This is a genomic window from Ectopseudomonas khazarica (genome assembly GCF_004521985.1).
GTDB classification, from domain to species: Bacteria; Pseudomonadota; Gammaproteobacteria; order Pseudomonadales; family Pseudomonadaceae; genus Aquipseudomonas; species Aquipseudomonas khazarica.
Genome location: NZ_SBHZ01000026.1, coordinates 36,063 through 54,002 on the forward strand (window position 1 = coordinate 36,063; position 17,940 = coordinate 54,002).

Below are 17,940 nucleotides of genomic sequence, written 5' to 3' on the forward strand. Positions count from 1 at the left end.
TCGCCAGTGTAATGCAAGACGCGAGCGTGGCGAAGTGCTTCGCTCGCGTCTGTCAAGGGGACCGAGTGGTCAGCGCCTCATTGCTCCGGCAGGCTGGCCAGCAGCAGGCGCTGCACGTTGCCGCCCATGATCGCGGCGATGGCGCTGTCGTCGAAGCCGGCCTGCTGCAGGCCTTCGGTGATCTGCGCCAGGCCGGTCACGTCGAACGGCGTATGCACGGTGCCGTTGAAGTCCGAGCCGAGGGCGACATGCTCGACCCCGACCAGGTCGACGGTGTAGCGGATGGCCTTGACGATGGCCGCGACCGAGGTGTCGCACACGGCGGTGCTCCAGTAGCCGATGCCGATGACCCCGCCTTTGGCGGCAATGGCCTGGATATGCTTGTCGCTGAGGTTGCGGGTGCCGGGGCAGGTGCCTTCGACACCCGTATGCGACACCAGCACCGGGCGCGTGGCCATGGCCAGCACGTCATCGATCAGCGGGCGCGAGGCGTGGGCCAGGTCCACCAGCATGGCCTTTTCTTCCAGGCGTGCGATCACCTGACGCCCCAGCGGCGTCAGGCCGCCCTTGTTCAGGCCATGGGCCGAGCCGCCGACTTCGTTGTCGAAGAAGTGCGTGAGGCCGGCGATGCGAAAGCCGGCGTCGTACAGCACGTCGATGTTCTCCAGCTTGCCCTCGATGGGTTGCAGGCCCTCGGTGGCCAGCAGCCCGGCGACGCGGCGAGGGTCCTGCTGCCAGGCGGCGATGAAGCCGGCGAGGTCCTCGCGGCTGCGGATCAGCACCAGGCGTCCGTCGCTGCCGGCCGCGGCATCGCGCAGTTTCTGCGCCTGGTACAAGGCGCGCTGCAGCAGGCTGCTCCAGGTTTCCCGTGGCCAGCGCTGGGCCATCGCCAGCAGGGTGATGTTGTCGCTGTCGGCGCCATTGCTCTCCATGTTCAGCCCGCGCGGGGTCTTGGTCACGGTGGAGAACACCTGCAGGCCGAGACGCCCCTCGAGCATGCGCGGCAGGTCCGAGTGCCCGTAGTCGTAGCGCTTGAGCAGGTCGCGCTCCCAGAGCAGGGCGTCGTCGTGCAGGTCGGCGACGAACAGGCCCTGGTGCAGTTTCTGCGCGCTGGCGCTGGTGCTGTAGGGCGGCGGGCTGGCGACGCTGTTCATCTTCGCGTCGAGCAGCGACGGCAGGCCGAGAACGGCCAGGGCGCAGAGGGGAACGAGGAGCAACAGGGCGAGCAGGAGTTTGCGCATGAGTGGCCATCCAGGCGTGTTGTTATGCCGGGCACTCTAGCAGGGAAGTTCTACTGCGGGCGTGTGCGGGGGCGATTCAGCCGCAGAGGCAGTTGCGCCCCTGCTGCTTGGCCTGGTACAGCGCGGCGTCGGCGCGGGCAATCAGTCCCGACAGGCTGTCGCTGTGCTGCATCTGCGCCAGGCCGATGGAGATGGTGACGCCCGGCAGCACGCCGACCGGCGAGTAGAACGAGTCGATCTGCTCCAGGCTGGCACGCAGTCGCTCGCCGATGGTGCGGGCATCCTGATCGGCGATCTCCGGCAGCAGGATGACGAATTCCTCGCCGCCGAAGCGTATCAGGCTGTCCTTGGGGCGGAGCTGGTTGCGCAGGGTGTGGGCGACCAGGCACAGGGCGTAGTCGCCGGCGAGGTGGCCATGCTGGTCGTTGTAGGCCTTGAAGTGGTCGACATCCAGCATCAGCAGCGACATCGGCTCGTCGTTGAAGGCGCAGCGGGTGCTCTCGCGCTCGAACACATGCTCCAGCCAGCGCCTGTTGAAGCAGCCGGTGAGGGTGTCGACATTGGCATTCTGCTCGCTGTCGAGAATCTGCCGGTTGCCCTGGCGAACCCGTTCGCAGAGCAGCTCCAGCAGGTTCTGCATCAGCTGCGGCGATTGCTGGAACAGGGCGATCAGCGACTCACGGTGCAGGCGCAGGACGACCGAGGGACGCTCGGCCACCACATAGGCGGAAGGATGCTCGTTGTCGATGAAGCTGATCTCGCCTGCGCAGTCGCCCACTTCCAGGGTGCTCACGGCCTGGTTGTCCAGTGAGCCGAGGTAGACGCGCAACTGGCCTGAAATCAGCAGGTAGAGGTGTTGGTTGCGATTGAAGGGGGAGAGCAGGACTTCGCCTGCTTCCAGCTCACAGGCACGAAACTCCCGCAGCAGCTGATCGAGGCTGCTGGCCGCGACGTTGTGAAAAAGCCGCAGTTGCTGAACTTGCTGCAGGTCTGCCTGCCAGTGCGCCGATTTCATCGCGATCTCGTCGTGCCAGACCGGGCAAAAACGCCGGAAGGCAAAACCAACGCTCCCTGTCATGTCCACGAATAATCTCTGACATTATTCTTGGGCCGCAGGCCTGGCAATGCTCGGGCAAAGCCTCACCGACCAATGGTTGTACCTCGGTGCGAAGCTGTTAACTGATGCCTGTTCGTGTGTGCTCGAGATCACGGCGCGAAATGAATGCGGTGGCCGACGGCGTAGCCGGCCAGACGCTCGCCGATGGCCGATGCCAGCGCCTCGTCCTGGTTCGGCACATGGACATGGGCCAGCTGCCCGGCCTGGTCATCGCTCAGCACCTCGACGCGGATGGCGGGATGCAGCGCGGCGAGGTCACTCTGGTAGACACGGGCGATGGCGTCGAAGCGCAGTGCCGGCTTGAACGTCTTGCCCACCGCGGTCAACGGGATGGCGTCGACGATCCAGGCGTTCTTGGGGATGGCCGCGCGCTCGGGGATGTGCGCCGCCGCGTGCTCCAGCAGCTCCGCCTCGCTGGCCTGGTTGCCGGGTTTCAGTTGCACGTAGACCACCGGCAGCTCGCCGGCTTTCTCGTCCGGTTTGCCGACGGCTGCGGCCATGGCTACGGCGGGGTGCTTGTGCAGCGCTTCCTCGATCATCTGCGGGTCGATGTTGTGCCCGCCACGGATGATCAGGTCCTTGCTGCGGCCGGTCAGCCAGATGTAGCCATCGGCATCGACGCGGCCGAGGTCGCCGGTGTTGAACCAGTCACCGTCGACCCAGATGCCGGCATTCTTGCTCGTCTGCAGGTAGCCCTTGAACACCGTCGCGCCACGGATGCACAGGTTGCCGATCTCGTTCTGCGCGGCGTCACGCAGGTAGCGGCCCTGGTCGTCGAGGACCTTGATGCGCACCTCGCAGTAGGGCATGCGCAGGCCGATGGAGCCCGGGCGCCGTTCTCCGGCCGGCGGGTTGGCGCAGCTGCCGCAGGTGCCTTCGGTCAGACCGTAGCCTTCGATCAGGGTCAGGCCGGTCTTGGCCTCGAACTGACGGATCAGCTCGACCGGCATCGGCGCCGCACCGCACAGCGCGTACTTCAGCGAGGACAGGTCATGGCCTTCGCTGGGCACCTGCAGCAGCCCGGCATAGATGGTCGGTACGCCACTGAAGAAGCTGACCCGGTGACGCTCGATGACTTTCCAGAAATTGCCGATCAGCGTGGTGTTGCGATAGCCCTGTGGCGTCGCCAGCAGCACCTCGGCACCGCCGATGAAGGCAGCCAGGCCGGTGACCACCACGCCGTTGACGTGGAACAGCGGCAGGCCGCAGAGCGTCACGTCGCCCGGACCGAAGCGGGTGACCAGGTTCATGCTGTAGGCCATCGCCACTTCGTTGCCGTGGCTGTGCGGGGCGAGCTTGGGCGTGCCGGTGGTGCCGCCGGTGTGGAAGTAGCTGGCGACGTCGTTCGCGGCGATGATGCGGCCGCTTTCCAGGTGGTCGTTCGGGCAGGCGGCGATGGTCTCGTCGAAGTCCAGCGCGCCTTCCGGCCATGCGCCGCGCTGGGCCTTGAGCGCACTGCGTTGCGGCTCGGGCAGCAGGTTGGCCATGTCCACGCAGAGAATCGCCTTCAGCTCGGGCAGTTGCCCGCGCAGGGCCTGCACCTTGTCCCACAGGTCGGTACCGGGGAAGGGGGCGAGGGTCACCAGCAGTTCGGAGTCCGAGGCGTGGATCAGCTCGGCGATATGCTCGGGATCGAGCAGCGGGTTGATCGCGTTGACGATCCCGGCCGCTTCGCCGCCCCAGATGGTGTAGTGGGTCTGCGGCAGGTTCGGCAAGAGGAACGACACGGCCTTGCCCGGGCGCAGGCCCAGGCGGTGGAAGGCGTTGGCGGTCTGGGTGAGCTTGCCCAGCAGCTCGGCGTAGCTCAGGCGCAGCGGGGTTTCCTCGCCACTGCCCTGGAGAATGAACGACAGCGCCGGGGCATCGGGTTGCGCACTGGCCGTCCGGCGGATCAGCTCGAAGGTGCTCGGTGGCAGGTCGCGTTCGCTCAGTGCGACGGCCTCGATCTGCTCGATGTCCTGCAGGGTGCGAATCAGGGGCGCTGTGCTCATTTATTGTGCGTCTCTTCGGTTCGGTCAGCCGGCTTGCAGCTGGCTCAACCAGTCGGCGATATCGCGAATCTCCTCCGGCAGTACCTCATGCGCCATCGGATAGTCGCGCCATTGCACCGGCACTCCGCAGGCGTGCAGGCGATCATGCGCGGCGCGTCCCATGTCGGGCGTCACCACGTCATCGAATTTGCCATGCAAACACAGCACCGGCAGTTGTCTTTTTGTATCCGTCAGCTGCATTTCATCGCTGAAGGTCGGGGCGTAGGTCGACAGCGCCAGCACGCCGCCGAGCGTTTCGGCGTAGCGCAGGAAGGCGGTATGCAGCACCACCGCTCCGCCCTGGGAGAAGCCGGCCAGGACGATGCGTTCGGCGGCGATGCCGCTGTCCCGCTCGGCTTCGATCAGGGCGATGACCTGGTCGGCGGAGGCCTCCAGTTGCGCCTGGTCGATGGCGCGGGCCGGGCTCATGGCGAGGATGTCGTACCAGCTGGGCATGCTCCAGCCGCCATTGATGGTCACCGGGCGTGTGGGGGCCTGCGGCAGGATGAAACGGGTGGTTGCCAGCCGCTCCTGCAGCATCTCCGCGACCGGCAGGAAATCGTAGCGATCGGCCCCCAGCCCGTGCAGCCAGATCACACTGGCATCGGCGGTTTGTGGGGGTTGCAGAATCATGGGTGCGGTCATTGGTAGCTCCAGTGTGGTGCGAGTGCCCGATGTTGGGGCGGCGCTATGTGCCAGTCTCGACTAATCTGTGAATAAGTTGTCGCAAGGGTGAACATTTTGCTCTTGACCCTTGTTCATCCTGCATTTTGCAGGCTGCTGGTACGGGGCTTGCTAAGGCAGATGTGGACTGACGATGCAGTGCGGCAAAGGTAACACTGTGCCATTGCCGACTGCTCAACAGGCAGGAATCTGCTGTGTGGGGTTCCTTAGTAGACCGTCCGGGTGGCACGCCGCCCAGGCGGATGACGATCCGTCTCTGGCCCGTTCAACCAATGGGCAGGGCAGGGGCAGTTGGCCAGCAGAGGGCATTGCCGACTAGACTCCCGCCTGACGTCCGATTTTCTCGCCGACCTCGTTGCTGCCAGCGGGGCGTGCACCTCAAAAGGGTTGGGAAGCCGGACTGAGACTCCAACACAACAAGAGCAACTGGAGGTTTTTGATGAAGATGGTGAAATCCACCCTGGCTATGCTGACCACCGCTGCGGTGCTTGGCGTCAGTGGCTTCGCTCAGGCGGGCGCCACCCTGGACGCCGTGCAGAAGAAAGGCTTCGTGCAGTGCGGTATCAGCGACGGTTTGCCGGGCTTCTCCTATGCAGATGAGAAAGGCAACTACCTGGGTCTGGACGTCGACGTCTGCCGCGCTGTTGCTGCCGCGGTCTTCGGTGATGCCAGCAAGGTCAAGTACAGCCCGCTGACCGCCAAGGAGCGCTTCACCGCGCTGCAGTCCGGCGAGGTCGACATCCTGTCGCGCAACACCACCTGGACCAGCTCGCGCGATGCGGCACTGGGCCTGAACTTTACCGGCGTGACCTACTATGATGGCCAGGGCTTCCTGGTGAACAAGAAGCTGGGCGTTTCCAGCGCCAAGGAGCTGGACGGCGCTACCGTCTGCATCCAGGCCGGTACCACCACCGAACTGAACCTCTCCGACTACTTCCGTGCCAACGGCATGAAGTACACCCCCATCACCTACGATACCTCCGACGAGAGCGCCAAGTCGGTCGAGGCCGGCCGCTGCGACGTGCTGACCTCCGACCAGTCGCAGCTGTACGCGCAGCGCATCAAGCTGGCCAACCCGAACGAGTACGTGGTGCTGCCGGAAGTCATCTCCAAGGAACCGCTGGGCCCGTCCGTCCGTCAGGGTGACGAGGAGTGGTTCGATATCGTGCGCTGGACCCTGTTCGCCATGCTCAACGCCGAAGAACTGGGCGTGACCTCGGCCAACGTCGAAGAAACCGCCAAGACCACCAAGAACCCGGACGTCGCCCGTCTGCTGGGTGCCGAGGGTGAGTTCGGCAAGGACCTCAAGCTGCCGAAAGACTGGGCCGTGCAGATCGTCAAGCAGGTCGGTAACTACGGCGAGTCCTTCGACCGCAACGTGGGTGCCGGTAGCGAGCTGAAGATCGAGCGTGGTCTCAATGCCCTTTGGAACAAGGGTGGTCTGCAGTACGCACCGCCGGTGCGTTGACCGTCCACAGCGGCAGGCGGGAATCTGTTCATAGGCTCGTGCGCGCCTATGGACCGGTTCTCGGGGTCTGCCGCTGTCGTTTCCGCTGATGTGAACTCCGGCCGGCTTGCGTGCGGCCGGGGCTTCCAAGAGGGTTGTTATGCAAACGACTGCTAATGCCCCGCGCCCGCGAGGATCGTTCCTGAACGATCCGCAGGTGCGCGCGTGGCTGTTCCAGATCATCGCCGTTGTCGCTGTCGTGGCGCTCGGCTGGTTTCTCTTCCAGAACACCCAGGCCAACCTGGAGAAGCGCGGGATCATTTCCGGCTTCGCTTTCCTCAACAACAGTGCCGGCTTCGGCATCGCCCAGCACCTGATCGATTACACCGAGAGCGACAGCTACGTCCGCGTCTTCGTGATCGGGCTGCTCAACACCCTGCTGGTCTCGGTCATCGGTATCGTGCTGGCCTCCATTCTCGGCTTCCTGCTCGGCGTGGCGCGCCTGTCGCCGAACTGGCTGATCAACAAGCTGGCCACCGTCTACATCGAGATCTTCCGCAACATCCCGCCGTTGCTGCAGATCCTCTTCTGGTATTTCGCCGTGTTCCTCGCCCTGCCTGGTCCCCGGCAGAGTCTGGATGTGGGTGAAACCTTCTTTCTCAACAGCCGCGGCCTCTACCTGCCTGCGCCGAGCCCGTCGGAGAACTTCGGGCTGTTCGCCGTGGTGCTGCTGGCGACCATCGTCGGCATCGTCGCCCTCGGGCGCTGGGCCAAGAAGCGGCGTGAGGCCACCGGCCAGATATTCCCGCTGCTGTGGACCTCGCTGGCGCTGATCGTGGTGCTTCCCGGCCTGACCGTGCTCGTCGGCGGCAATCCGCTGCAATGGAGCGTGCCGCAGCTGGCCGGTTTCAACTTCCGTGGCGGCTGGGTGATGATCCCCGAGCTGATGGCGCTGACCCTGGCCCTGACCATCTACACCGCCGCCTTCATCGCCGAGAACGTGCGCTCCGGGATCATGGCCGTCAGCCATGGCCAGACCGAGGCCGCCCGCTCGCTGGGGCTGCGTCCGGGCATCACCCTGCGCCTGGTGATCATCCCGCAGGCCCTGCGGGTGATCGTTCCGCCGCTGACCAGCCAGTACCTGAACCTGGCGAAGAACTCGTCGCTGGCCGCCGGTATCGGCTACCCGGACATGGTCTCGCTGTTCGCCGGCACGGTGCTCAACCAGACCGGCCAGGCCATCGAGGTGATCGCCATCACCATGAGCGTCTACCTCGCCATCAGCATCAGCATTTCCCTGCTGATGAACTGGTACAACAAGCGCATTGCGCTGACCGAGCGGTAAGGAGCAGCCATGCAATCCCATACTTTCAAACCGGACCTGCCGCCCCCGCGCATGAGCGTTGGCGTGCTGGGCTGGCTCAAGGCGAACCTGTTCTCCAACTGGTTCAACAGCCTGTTGACCGTCTTCGCGATCTACCTGATCTGGCTGGTGGTGCCGCCGCTGCTGCAGTGGGCGATCATCGATGCCAACTGGGTCGGCAGCACCCGCGCCGATTGCACCCAGGAGGGCGCCTGCTGGGTGTTCATCCAGCAGCGCTTCGGCCAGTTCATGTACGGCTTCTACCCCAGCGAACTGCGCTGGCGCGTGGACACCACCCTGTGGCTGGCAATCGTCGGCGCGGCGCCGCTGTTCGTCCCGCAGATGCCGCGCAAGGCGCTGTACGGCCTGGCGTTCCTGGTGCTCTATCCGCTCATCGCCTGGAGCCTGCTGCATGGCGGCGTGTTCGGCCTGAGCGTGGTCGCCACCAGCCAGTGGGGCGGCCTGATGCTGACGCTGGTGATCGCCTCCGTCGGCATCAGCGGGGCGTTGCCGCTGGGCATCCTGCTGGCGCTGGGGCGACGCTCCAACCTGCCGGCGATCAAGGTCCTCTGCGTCACCTTCATCGAGTTCTGGCGCGGCGTGCCGCTGATCACCGTGCTGTTCATGTCCTCGGTGATGCTGCCGCTGTTCCTGCCCGAGGGCATGCACTTCGACAAGCTGATGCGCGCCCTGATCGGGGTGATCCTGTTCCAGTCCGCCTACATCGCCGAAGTGGTGCGTGGCGGTCTGCAGGCCATTCCCAAGGGCCAGTACGAGGCCGCTGCGGCCATGGGCCTGGGCTACTGGCGGATGATGGGCCTGGTGATTCTGCCGCAGGCGCTCAAGCTGGTGATTCCGGGCATCGTCAACGTGTTCATCGCCCTGTTCAAGGACACCAGCCTGGTGATCATCATCGGCCTGTTCGACCTGCTCAACAGCATCAAGCAGGCGACCACCGATCCGGCCTGGCTGGGCATGGCCACCGAAGGCTATGTGTTCGCCGCACTGATTTTCTGGATTTTCTGTTTCGGCATGTCCCGCTACTCCCAGCGACTGGAGAGGAAGCTGGATACCGGCCACAAGCGTTAGGAGCTGATCAGTATCCGCTGCGCGTCGGTCAGGCGGCGTTGAAAACGGTCCCGGAATGCTCAGGTACACCAGTACGCTGCGCGTCCTCACCTGTTTTCGCCTTGCCTGGCTGCAGCGCCAGATCCTGAATCGGTCCCTCGAGAGGAGTGAATTATGAGTGAAGCAGTCAAGCAACCCAGCGCCGAGCCGATGATCCTGCTGCAGGGCGTGAACAAGTGGTACGGCCAGTTCCACGTGCTCAAGGACATCAACCTGAGCGTGCAGGCGGGTGAGCGTATCGTGCTGTGCGGGCCTTCCGGCTCGGGCAAGTCGACCACCATCCGCTGCATCAACCGCCTGGAGGAGCACCAGCAGGGGCGCATCGTGGTCGATGGCACCGAGCTGACCGGTGACCTCAAGCACATCGAGGCGATTCGTCGCGAGGTGGGCATGGTGTTCCAGCACTTCAACCTGTTCCCGCACCTGACCGTGCTGCAGAACTGCACCCTGGCGCCGATGTGGGTGCGCAAGATGCCCAAGCGCCAGGCCGAGGAAATCGCCATGCACTTCCTTGAGCGCGTGCGCATCCCCGAGCAGGCGGGCAAGTACCCGGGACAGCTCTCCGGCGGCCAGCAGCAGCGTGTGGCGATCGCCCGTGCGCTGTGCATGAAGCCGAAGATCATGTTGTTCGACGAACCCACCTCGGCACTGGACCCGGAAATGGTCAAGGAAGTGCTCGACACCATGATCGGTCTGGCCGAGGACGGCATGACCATGCTCTGCGTGACCCACGAGATGGGCTTCGCCCGTACCGTGGCCAACCGGGTGATCTTCATGGACAAGGGCGAGATCGTCGAACAGGCCGATCCGGATACCTTCTTCACCAACCCGCAGAACGAGCGTACCCAGCTGTTCCTCAGCCAGATCCTGCACTGAGCCAGCGCCACGCGAGTCATCAGGGAGCCTGCGGGCTCCCTTTTTCGTGGTCGCCCGGTGGGCGGGTCAGCTGCTGCGCCGCATGCGTTTGCGGAACGCGCCGGGCGTTTCGCCGCACAGTTGCTTGAAGCGCTTGGCGAAGGTCGCGCGATCACTGAAACCGACCTGGCAGGCGACCTGCTCCAGCGACTGCGTCGACTCGGCCAGCGCCTGCTGCGCCTGGCTGATGCGCAGGCGTTGCAGGTATTCGCCCGGAGTCATCCCGGTGGCCAGGCGGAAGCGGCGCAGCAGGGTGCGCGAGGAGCAATGCGCCTGCCGGGCGAGACGGGGCAGGTCGAGTGCCTCGGCATGGTGTTCGCGCAGCCACTGCAGCAGCGGCGCCAGCGTTCGGTCTTCGCTGTGCGGCAGCAGCGGGGCGAAGCGGGTCTGCGTACCGCGCTGGCGTTCGATCACCATGGCGGCGGCCACCTGCTGGGCCAGCCATTCACCGGCGTGCAGGGCGATCAGGTGCAGGCACAGGTCGAGTCCCGCCTGGGCGCCGCCCGAGCAGAACAGCGGGCCATCCTCGGTCAGCAGCAGGTCGCTGCGCAGGTGCACCTGGGGGTAGTGTCTGGCGAAGGCATCCGCCAGCGCCCAGTGCGTGGTCGCCTGGCGACCGTCGAGCAGGCCGGCGGCGGCCAGCAGGAAGGCGCTGCTGCACAGGCTGGCAACTTGCTGGCGGTCGCGGCGTGCCAGCCAGGGCAGCAGCCTGGCGTTGCTTTCCAGGGTCAGGCCGACCGCGCTGCCGGTGGCCGGCACGATCAGCAGGTCGGCCTGTTCCGCCAGCTCCAGTCCGCCATCGACCTGGATCTGGGCGAACTCCAGCTGCACGGAACGGGCATCGAGGCTGAAGCGCTGGAGCCTGAAGCAGGGCGCGGCTGCCAGGCGGTTGGCCAGGGCGAAGGCGTCCTGCGCCATGCTCAGGCTGGAGCAGATGGTCTGGGGGCAGACGTACAGCGCGATGCGCAGCATGGCGGTATCCGATGAAAAGGTTGGCGATTATTGACACAAAGTTGTCCTGATCGCCAATCGTCTTCAGAGCGGGCGACGCACAGACTAGGCTGCATTCATCAGCGATTCGCAGGAACGCCCATGAGCCACCCCAATGCCGAACTGATCCAGCGCTTCTACAGCGCCTTCCAGCGTCTCGACGCCGAGAGCATGGCCGGCTGCTACGCCGAGGACGTGCACTTCTCCGACCCCGTGTTCACCGATCTGCGAGGTGCGCAGGCGGGGGACATGTGGCGCATGCTGTGCAGCCGAGCCGAGGGCTTCTCGCTGACCTTCGACGGGGTGGAGGCCGACGAGCATGGCGGCCGCGCGCGCTGGGTGGCCAGCTACCGCTTCAGCGCCACGGGGCGACAGGTGGTCAACCGTATCCAGGCGCGCTTCGTGTTCCGCGATGGCCTGATCGTCGAGCACCACGACCACTTCGATCTCTGGCGCTGGTCGCGCCAGGCGCTCGGCCTCAAGGGCCTGCTGCTGGGCTGGGCGGCGCCGGTCCAGGCGGCCATCAGACGACAGGCGGCACGTGGTCTGGAGCAGTTTCGCGCGTCGCGCTGAGGCGGGCGAAGGAACGCAGTGGTAGGCTAGCCGGTCTCAATTGCCAATAGCGTGCGCACACGGTGTGCTGCACCACCACTGCCCATCGAGACCTGCCGTGACCGAACTGATCGTTGCCGTTAAACAGGCCAAGGCCTGGGGGGTTCATGCCGTCACTGCCAGTGGCGTGATCCTCGCCCTGCTGGCCCTGCTCTCCGTACTCGATGGCCAGCCCAAGCAATGCCTGTTGTGGCTGGGCCTGGCCCTGCTGGTCGACGGCCTGGATGGTTCGCTGGCGCGGCGTTATGACGTCAAGAGCGTACTGCCGCACTTCGATGGTTCGACCCTGGACCTGGTGATCGACTACCTGACGTACGTGTTCATTCCGGCGATCTTCCTCTACCGCTTCATCCCGTTGCCCGATTACACCCCGTTGTTCGCGGTCGGGTTGATCCTGCTGTCGTCGCTGTTCTGTTTCTGCAACCTGAACATGAAGAGCCAGGACAACTACTTCGTGGGGTTCCCGGCGGCCTGGAACGTGGTGGTGCTGTACTTCTACATCCTCGATGTGCACCCCTGGATCACCCTGGGCATGATCGTGCTGCTGGCCGCGCTGACCCTGACCAAGATGAAGTTCCTGCACCCCTTCCGGGTGCGCCAGTTCATGCCGCTGAACATCTTCGTGACCTTCGTCTGGATGCTCTCCAGCGCGCTGCTGATCCTGCAGTACCCGCACGACTCGGTGTGGATACTGGGCCTGTGGTTCGCCGCCTCGACCTATTTCGTCGGCATGTGCCTGTGGCGCTCGGCGCGCGAATGGTTGCCGCGGCGCGCATGAGTGCCGCGCCGGACAAGGCCTGGTTCGTCTACCTGGTACGCGCCGCCAACGGTGCCCTGTACTGCGGCATCAGCGATGACCCGCAGCGGCGTTTCGCCCAGCATCAGGCCGGCAAGGGCGCGCGTTTCTTCCATACCAGCCCGGCGCTGGCGCTGGCCTACGTCGAGGCCTGTGCCGGCAAGGGCGATGCCCTGCGTCGCGAGCGGGCGATCAAGCGCCTGAGCAAGGCGGCCAAGGAATCGCTCATTCTGGCCATTGATGGCGACGCATCAGCCCAAGACGGTGTGCGCGACCCCCTGGCGCGGGTAAGCTGACGGCTTGGAGTCTTTTCAACGTCTGCGAGCCTGAGTCGCTGCCCGCGTCACATGGCTGAGAGAGCGCAGACCTTGAACGGGCATTCGGACCTGATACGGAGCGCCTCATGCACGAGTTGATTCTTCACCATTACCCCACTTCGCCGTTCGCCGAGAAAGCCCGCCTGATGCTGGGCTTCAAACAGCTGTCCTGGCGCTCGGTGATGATCCCTCCGCTGATGCCCAAGCCCGATCTCACCGCGCTGACCGGCGGCTACCGCAAGACCCCGGTGCTGCAGGTCGGTGCCGACATCTACTGCGATACCGCGCTGATCGCCCGTCGCCTCGAGGCCGAGAAAGCCGCGCCGGCGCTGTTTCCCGAAGGGCAGGAGTTCAATGTCGGCCTGCTGGCACAGTGGGCCGACTCGGTCCTGTTCCAGCATGCCGTGGCGCTGGTGTTCCAGCCCGAGTCCATGGCCCTGCGTTTCGCCAAGGTGCCGCCGGAATTCGCCAAGGCCTTCGCGGCCGACCGCAGTGCGCTGTTCTCCGGTGGCACGGCCACCCGCGTGCCGCTGGAGCAGGCCAGGCACCAGTGGCCGGCCCTGATGGGGCTGTTGCAGCAACAGCTGCAGCGCGAACAGGGCGACTTCCTCTTCGGCGAACCCTCGCATGCCGACTTCGCCGTGGCCCACTGCCTGTGGTTCCTGCGTGGTACCCCGGTGACCTCGCCGCTGGTCGACGACTACCCGGAAGTCGCCGCCTGGCTCGGCCGTGTGCTGGGCTTCGGGCATGGCTCGTTGAGCGAGATGAGCAGCGAGCAGGCCATCGCCATCGCCAGCGAGGCGAGCCCGGCGGCGCTGCCGGACGAGGCGTTCAGCGACCCCAACGGCTTCGTGCCCGGTCAGGCGGTGAGCATCGCGGCGGTGGACTATGGCGTCGATCCGGTGCAGGGCGAGCTGGTCTTCGCCGGGCGCGACGAGCTGATCCTGCGTCGTGAAGACGAGCGCGCAGGCACCGTTCATGTGCATTTCCCGCGCCTTGGCTTCCGTATCGAAGCACGCTGATCGCTCGTAAGGATCGCGGCTAAGCCGCTCCCGCAGAAGCCCCTGCCACTGCCGCGGAGGGGCTTTGGCCGCGACAGCTGCGGTCCTTGCCCACCTTGCGGCGGCCGGCAGTGCGCAGGGTTCATCCAGCACCCTGTTCGCGGGGCGCGGTGAGCGACCGCCTCAGCGCTGATCGGGCAACAGGAAGTTGCCCGGCCCGCTGTCTTCGAGCGTCGGCACCTCGGCTTCGTCCTTGAGGTCGACCCCCGAGAGCTGGCGCCGGCAGGCCTCGCGCATCAGGTACATCAGGCGGAAGGTGGCCATGCCGTAGCTCAGGCCCTCCAGGCGCACGTTGGAGATGCAGTTGCGGTAGGCGTCGTTGAGGCCGACTTTCGGCCCGTAGGTGAAGTACAGCCCCAGGCTGTCCGGGGAGCTCAGCCCCGGCCGTTCGCCGATCAGGATCACCGTCATCTTCGCCCCGAGGCGTTCGCCGATCTCGTCCGCCACCGCGACCCGGCCTTGTTCGACCAGGGTGATCGGCGCCAGCGACCAGCCTTCTTCCAGTACCTGCTCCAGCAGACGATCGAGAAACGGCAGGCTGTGCCGCTGCACCGCCAGCGACGACAGGCCGTCGGCGATGACGATGGCCAGGTCGTAGCCCCGGCCGTGCTCCTCGGCATAGTCGACCAGCAGCTGGGCCGCGTCTTCGTGCAGGCGCCTGCCGAGGTCCGGGCGCTGCAGGTAGGTGTGGCGGTCGGCGGCAGCGCTGTGCAGCAGCAGGGTCGGCAGCTGGCGGTCGTGCAGCGCTTCGCGCAGAGCCGTGTGGTCGAACGGCAGGTGCACGGCGTCACGCGCCTGGGCGTGGGCGAACTGGAAATCCAGCTGGGCGCTGGTCGGCAGGCTGGTGCCGGCCCGGCCCAGGGCAATGCGCGCCGGTGTCAGCTGGCGCAGCTGCTGCCAGGGGTTTTCGGTAGCGGGGGACTTTTCGCTCATGACAACCTCGAATGATCAGGCCAGCTGGGCCAGGGCCTTGCGGAACGCCGGGGGCAACTCGTCGCCCATGCGCAGCTGTCCGCCCTGTTGCTGGAAGATGCCCATGCGTGCCAGCCACGCCTCGAACTCCGGCGCGGCGTGCAGGCCGAGGACCTTGCGCGCGTAGAGCGCGTCGTGGAACGAGGTGGTCTGGTAGTTGAGCATCACGTCGTCGGAGCCGGGAATGCCCATGATGAAGTTGATGCCGGCCGCGCCGAGCAGGGTCAGCAGCATGTCCATGTCGTCCTGGTCGGCCTCGGCATGGTTGGTGTAGCAGATGTCGCAGCCCATCGGCACGCCGAGCAGCTTGCCGCAGAAGTGATCCTCCAGCCCGGCGCGGATGATCTGCTTGCCGTTGTACAGGTACTCCGGGCCGATGAAGCCGACCACGGTGTTGACCAGGAACGGATTGAAGTGACGGGCCACCGCATAGGCGCGGGTCTCGCAGGTCTGCTGGTCGACGCCATGGTTGGCGTTGGCCGACAGCGCGCTGCCCTGGCCGGTCTCGAAGTACATCAGGTTGTTGCCCAGGGTGCCGCGCTTGAGGCTCAGGCCGGCTTCGTAGCCTTCCTGCAGCACCTTGAGGCTGACGCCGAAGCTGGCGTTGGCCGCCTCGGTGCCGGCGATGGACTGGAATACCAGGTCCAGCGGCGCACCGCGCTCGATGGCGGCGATGGAGCTGGTGACGTGGGTCAGCACGCAGGACTGGGTGGGAATCTCGTAGCGCTGGATGACCGCATCGAGCATCTCCAGCAGGGTGCACACCGCGCTCATGCTGTCGGTGGCCGGGTTGATGCCGATCATGGCATCGCCGTTGCCGTAGAGCAGGCCGTCGACCACGCTGGCGGCGATGCCGGCCGGGTCGTCGGTCGGGTGGTTGGGCTGCAGGCGCGTGGACATGCGCCCGCGCAGCCCCTGGGTGTTGCGAAAGCGGGTGACCACGCGGGTCTTCTGCGCCACCAGCACCAGGTCCTGCACGCGCATGATCTTCGATACTGCGGCGACCATCTCCGGCGTCAGCCCCGCGGCCAGGGCGGTGAGGGCGGCTTCGTCGGCGGCGTCGCTGAGCAGCCAGTCGCGCAGGCCGCCGACCGTGAGGTGGCTGACCGGGGCGAAGGCTGCGCTGTCGTGGCTGTCGATGATCAGCCGGGTGACCTCGTCCTGCTCGTAGGGAATCAGCGCCTCCTGCAGGAAATGCTTGAGCGGCACCTCGGCCAGGGTCATCTGTGCGGCGGCGCGCTCGGCGTCACTGCTGGCGGCGACGCCGGCCAGGTAGTCGCCGGAGCGCGCCGGGGTGGCCTTGGCCATCAGCTCGCGCAGGCTGTCGAAGCTCCAGATCATGCTGGCGATGGTATGGGTGAAGCGGGCCATGCAAATCCTCCTGTCGCGGCCGCCCGTGGGCGGCCGCTTGAGCCTGTCAGCGCAGCGAACGTTCGGCGGCCTGGATGGCGGCGAACTCTTCCTCCGGTGTGCCGGACACCAGATGATGACGGCTGTACAAGGCGAAATAGGCGATGAACAGAGCGTAGATGACTGCCGCACCGATCACGACCCGTGGATCGACCAGGAAACCGGCGACCAGAGCCACCGCCGCCAGTACCAGCGCGACCGATGAGGTCAGCACTCCACCGGGCGTACGGTACGGACGCGGCATGTCCGGGCGGCGGATGCGCAGGGTGATGTGCGCCGCCATCATCAGCACGTAGGAGATGGTCGCGCCGAACACCGCTACCAGGATCAGCAGGTCGCCCTGGCCGCTCAATGACAAACCAAAGCCGATAATCCCAGGCACGATCAGTGCCAACACCGGCGCCTTGTTGCGGTTGGTCAGCGACAGGCTGCGTGGCAGGTAGCCGGCGCGGGAGAGGGCGAAGATCTGCCGCGAGTAGGCGTAGATGATCGAGAAGAAGCTGGCGACCAGCCCGGCCAGGCCGACCAGGTTGACGAACTGGCTCATCCAGGTGGAACCGCCGTAGACCTTCTCCAGCGCCTCGACCAGCGGGTTGCCCGAGGCCATCAGCGCCTGGGCACCAGCGCCGCCCGGACCGACCAGCAGGATCAGGCCGGCGAAGGCCAGCAGCACCAACATGGCGCCGATCAGGCCACGCGGCAGGTCGCGTTTCGGGTTCTTGGTTTCCTCGGCGGCCAGCGGCACGCCCTCGACCGCGAGGAAGAACCAGATGGCGTAGGGCAGGGCGGCCCAGATGCCCAGGTAGCCGAACGGCAGGAAGGTGCTGGCGCCGGTCGCTTCGGTGGCGGGGATGTCGAACAGGTTGGCCAGCTGGAAGTGCGGCACCATGGCGACGATGAACACACCCAGGGCGATGGCCGCCACGGCGGTGATGACGAACATCAGCTTCAGCGCCTCGCCGGCCCCGAGCACATGGATGCCGATGAAGACCACGTAGAACGCCAGGTAGACCACCCAGCCGCCGATGCCGAACAGCGACTCGCAGTAGGCACCGATGAAGCAGGCGATGGCAGCGGGGGCGATGGCGTACTCGATGAGAATCGCCGTGCCGGTGAGAAAGCCGCCCCAGGGACCGAACGCGGTACGGGTGAAGCCGTAGCCGCCGCCGGCCGTGGGGATCATCGACGACAGTTCGGCCAGTGAGAAGCACATGCACAGGTACATGGTCGCCATCAGCAGCGTGGCGACGAACATGCCGCCCCAGCCGCCCTGGGCCAGGCCGAAGTTCCAGCCGGCATAGTCGCCGGAGATCACGTAGGCCACGCCCAGGCCGATCAGCAGGATCCAGCCGGCGGCGCCCTGTTTCAACTGGCGGCTGGCGAAGTAGTCGGCGCTGACCGCTTCCGTTTCCACGCCGCCTGCCGAGGCAGGCGTGGCAAGGGTTTCTTTGCTCATTGAGGTAACTCCTTGGCACCCCGTGACGAGGTCACGGGGTGAGGTTGTCGGGGGAATGGCAGATCAGAAGAACCCCAGCGGATTGATGTCGTAGCTGACCAGCAGGTTCTTGGTCTGCTGGTAGTGGTCGAGCATCATCTTGTGGGTCTCACGCCCGACCCCGGACTTCTTGTAGCCGCCGAAGGCAGCATGCGCCGGGTACAGGTGGTAGCAGTTGGTCCATACGCGGCCCGCCTTGATCGCGCGACCCATGCGGTAGGCGACGTTCATGTCACGGCTCCACACGCCGGCGCCCAGGCCGAACTCGGTGTCGTTGGCGATGGCCAGCGCCTCGGCCTCGTCCTTGAAGGTGGTCACGCCGATCACCGGGCCGAAGATCTCCTCCTGGAACACGCGCATCT

Annotated in this window: 17 protein-coding genes; 8 read left to right on the plus strand and 9 right to left on the minus strand. The window is 65.8% G+C overall.

Features of this window, described 5'->3' with window-relative positions:
• Positions 1-77: 77 nt before the first annotated feature.
• The 4 genes from EPK82_RS23575 to EPK82_RS23590 form a co-directional block, all read right to left on the minus strand.
• Positions 78-1,241 carry a dipeptidase gene (locus EPK82_RS23575; protein WP_134678228.1) on the minus strand — a complete coding sequence of 388 codons (1,164 nt, stop codon included), beginning with the start codon at positions 1,239-1,241 and terminating at the stop codon, positions 78-80.
• Positions 1,242-1,317: 76 nt separating this feature from the next.
• Positions 1,318-2,256 (minus strand): GGDEF domain-containing protein, encoded by a 939-nt coding sequence (locus tag EPK82_RS23580; RefSeq protein WP_037055992.1) that lies wholly within the window; start codon positions 2,254-2,256, stop codon positions 1,318-1,320.
• 191 nt (positions 2,257-2,447) lie between these two features.
• Positions 2,448-4,349: an acyl-CoA synthetase gene (locus EPK82_RS23585; protein ID WP_134678229.1), complete on the minus strand. Its 1,902-nt coding sequence runs from the start codon at positions 4,347-4,349 to the stop codon at positions 2,448-2,450.
• Between the two features lie 24 nt (positions 4,350-4,373).
• Positions 4,374-5,033, minus strand: a complete 660-nt coding sequence (locus EPK82_RS23590) for an alpha/beta hydrolase (protein ID WP_037055996.1) — start codon at positions 5,031-5,033, stop codon at positions 4,374-4,376.
• Positions 5,034-5,511: 478 nt separating this feature from the next.
• On the opposite strand from EPK82_RS23590, the gene EPK82_RS23595 reads away from it, so the two are divergent.
• From EPK82_RS23595 to EPK82_RS23610, 4 genes are all read left to right on the plus strand, one after another.
• A complete protein-coding gene (locus EPK82_RS23595; RefSeq protein WP_037055998.1) occupies positions 5,512-6,540 on the plus strand; it encodes an amino acid ABC transporter substrate-binding protein in 1,029 nt (342 codons plus the stop codon).
• A gap of 139 nt (positions 6,541-6,679) precedes the next feature.
• A complete protein-coding gene (locus EPK82_RS23600) occupies positions 6,680-7,864 on the plus strand; it encodes an amino acid ABC transporter permease (RefSeq protein ID WP_134678230.1) in 1,185 nt (394 codons plus the stop codon).
• 9 nt (positions 7,865-7,873) lie between these two features.
• A complete protein-coding gene (locus EPK82_RS23605; RefSeq protein WP_037056002.1) occupies positions 7,874-8,971 on the plus strand; it encodes an amino acid ABC transporter permease in 1,098 nt (365 codons plus the stop codon).
• 153 nt (positions 8,972-9,124) lie between these two features.
• Entirely contained in the window at positions 9,125-9,886 is a 762-nt protein-coding gene (locus tag EPK82_RS23610) for an amino acid ABC transporter ATP-binding protein (RefSeq protein WP_037056004.1), read from the plus strand.
• A gap of 66 nt (positions 9,887-9,952) precedes the next feature.
• Here the strand turns inward: EPK82_RS23610 and EPK82_RS23615 are convergent, their stop codons facing one another.
• The gene (locus tag EPK82_RS23615) at positions 9,953-10,897 is read right to left on the minus strand and encodes a GlxA family transcriptional regulator (protein WP_134678231.1); all 945 of its coding nucleotides are present in this window, start codon (positions 10,895-10,897) and stop codon (positions 9,953-9,955) included.
• 120 nt (positions 10,898-11,017) lie between these two features.
• Here EPK82_RS23615 and EPK82_RS23620 point away from each other — a divergent pair, with 120 nt between their 5' ends.
• The 4 genes from EPK82_RS23620 (at position 11,018) to EPK82_RS23635 (ending at position 13,662) form a co-directional block, all read left to right on the plus strand.
• Positions 11,018-11,488 carry a nuclear transport factor 2 family protein gene (locus tag EPK82_RS23620; RefSeq protein ID WP_134678232.1) on the plus strand — a complete coding sequence of 157 codons (471 nt, stop codon included), beginning with the start codon at positions 11,018-11,020 and terminating at the stop codon, positions 11,486-11,488.
• Between the two features lie 97 nt (positions 11,489-11,585).
• Entirely contained in the window at positions 11,586-12,305 is a 720-nt protein-coding gene (gene pcsA / locus EPK82_RS23625) for a phosphatidylcholine synthase (RefSeq protein ID WP_134678233.1), read from the plus strand.
• The gene (locus tag EPK82_RS23630) at positions 12,302-12,619 is read left to right on the plus strand and encodes a GIY-YIG nuclease family protein (RefSeq protein WP_047585106.1); all 318 of its coding nucleotides are present in this window, start codon (positions 12,302-12,304) and stop codon (positions 12,617-12,619) included. Before pcsA ends, EPK82_RS23630 begins: the two co-directional genes overlap by 4 nt.
• A gap of 107 nt (positions 12,620-12,726) precedes the next feature.
• Complete coding sequence (locus tag EPK82_RS23635; protein WP_047585067.1) at positions 12,727-13,662, plus strand: glutathione S-transferase family protein; 936 nt, start codon at positions 12,727-12,729, stop codon at positions 13,660-13,662.
• Between the two features lie 162 nt (positions 13,663-13,824).
• On the opposite strand, the gene eutC is transcribed toward EPK82_RS23635, so the two are convergent.
• The 4 genes from eutC to EPK82_RS23655 form a co-directional block, all read right to left on the minus strand.
• The gene (gene eutC / locus EPK82_RS23640; RefSeq protein ID WP_037056013.1) at positions 13,825-14,634 is read right to left on the minus strand and encodes an ethanolamine ammonia-lyase subunit EutC; all 810 of its coding nucleotides are present in this window, start codon (positions 14,632-14,634) and stop codon (positions 13,825-13,827) included.
• Positions 14,635-14,649: 15 nt separating this feature from the next.
• A complete protein-coding gene (locus EPK82_RS23645; protein WP_134678234.1) occupies positions 14,650-16,044 on the minus strand; it encodes an ethanolamine ammonia-lyase subunit EutB in 1,395 nt (464 codons plus the stop codon).
• A gap of 46 nt (positions 16,045-16,090) precedes the next feature.
• The gene (gene eat / locus EPK82_RS23650; RefSeq protein WP_037056018.1) at positions 16,091-17,539 is read right to left on the minus strand and encodes an ethanolamine permease; all 1,449 of its coding nucleotides are present in this window, start codon (positions 17,537-17,539) and stop codon (positions 16,091-16,093) included.
• Positions 17,540-17,602: 63 nt separating this feature from the next.
• The coding region (locus EPK82_RS23655) for an aldehyde dehydrogenase family protein (RefSeq protein ID WP_134677689.1) at positions 17,603-17,940 on the minus strand (338 nt) is incomplete at its 5' end.

What these genes read in the sequence shown, in the direction of transcription:
- EPK82_RS23575 (WP_134678228.1), bottom strand. Translation starts at nt 1,241, where the DNA reads ATGCGCAAACTCCTGCTCGCCCTGTTGCTCCTCGTTCCCCTCTGCGCC.
- EPK82_RS23580 (WP_037055992.1), bottom strand. Translation starts at nt 2,256, where the DNA reads ATGAAATCGGCGCACTGGCAGGCAGACCTGCAGCAAGTTCAGCAACTG.
- EPK82_RS23585 (WP_134678229.1), bottom strand. Translation starts at nt 4,349, where the DNA reads ATGAGCACAGCGCCCCTGATTCGCACCCTGCAGGACATCGAGCAGATC.
- EPK82_RS23590 (WP_037055996.1), bottom strand. Translation starts at nt 5,033, where the DNA reads ATGACCGCACCCATGATTCTGCAACCCCCACAAACCGCCGATGCCAGT.
- EPK82_RS23595 (WP_037055998.1), top strand. Translation starts at nt 5,512, where the DNA reads ATGAAGATGGTGAAATCCACCCTGGCTATGCTGACCACCGCTGCGGTG.
- EPK82_RS23600 (WP_134678230.1), top strand. Translation starts at nt 6,680, where the DNA reads ATGCAAACGACTGCTAATGCCCCGCGCCCGCGAGGATCGTTCCTGAAC.
- EPK82_RS23605 (WP_037056002.1), top strand. Translation starts at nt 7,874, where the DNA reads ATGCAATCCCATACTTTCAAACCGGACCTGCCGCCCCCGCGCATGAGC.
- EPK82_RS23610 (WP_037056004.1), top strand. Translation starts at nt 9,125, where the DNA reads ATGAGTGAAGCAGTCAAGCAACCCAGCGCCGAGCCGATGATCCTGCTG.
- EPK82_RS23615 (WP_134678231.1), bottom strand. Translation starts at nt 10,897, where the DNA reads ATGCTGCGCATCGCGCTGTACGTCTGCCCCCAGACCATCTGCTCCAGC.
- EPK82_RS23620 (WP_134678232.1), top strand. Translation starts at nt 11,018, where the DNA reads ATGAGCCACCCCAATGCCGAACTGATCCAGCGCTTCTACAGCGCCTTC.
- EPK82_RS23630 (WP_047585106.1), top strand. Translation starts at nt 12,302, where the DNA reads ATGAGTGCCGCGCCGGACAAGGCCTGGTTCGTCTACCTGGTACGCGCC.
- EPK82_RS23635 (WP_047585067.1), top strand. Translation starts at nt 12,727, where the DNA reads ATGCACGAGTTGATTCTTCACCATTACCCCACTTCGCCGTTCGCCGAG.
- eutC (WP_037056013.1), bottom strand. Translation starts at nt 14,634, where the DNA reads ATGAGCGAAAAGTCCCCCGCTACCGAAAACCCCTGGCAGCAGCTGCGC.
- EPK82_RS23645 (WP_134678234.1), bottom strand. Translation starts at nt 16,044, where the DNA reads ATGGCCCGCTTCACCCATACCATCGCCAGCATGATCTGGAGCTTCGAC.
- eat (WP_037056018.1), bottom strand. Translation starts at nt 17,539, where the DNA reads ATGAGCAAAGAAACCCTTGCCACGCCTGCCTCGGCAGGCGGCGTGGAA.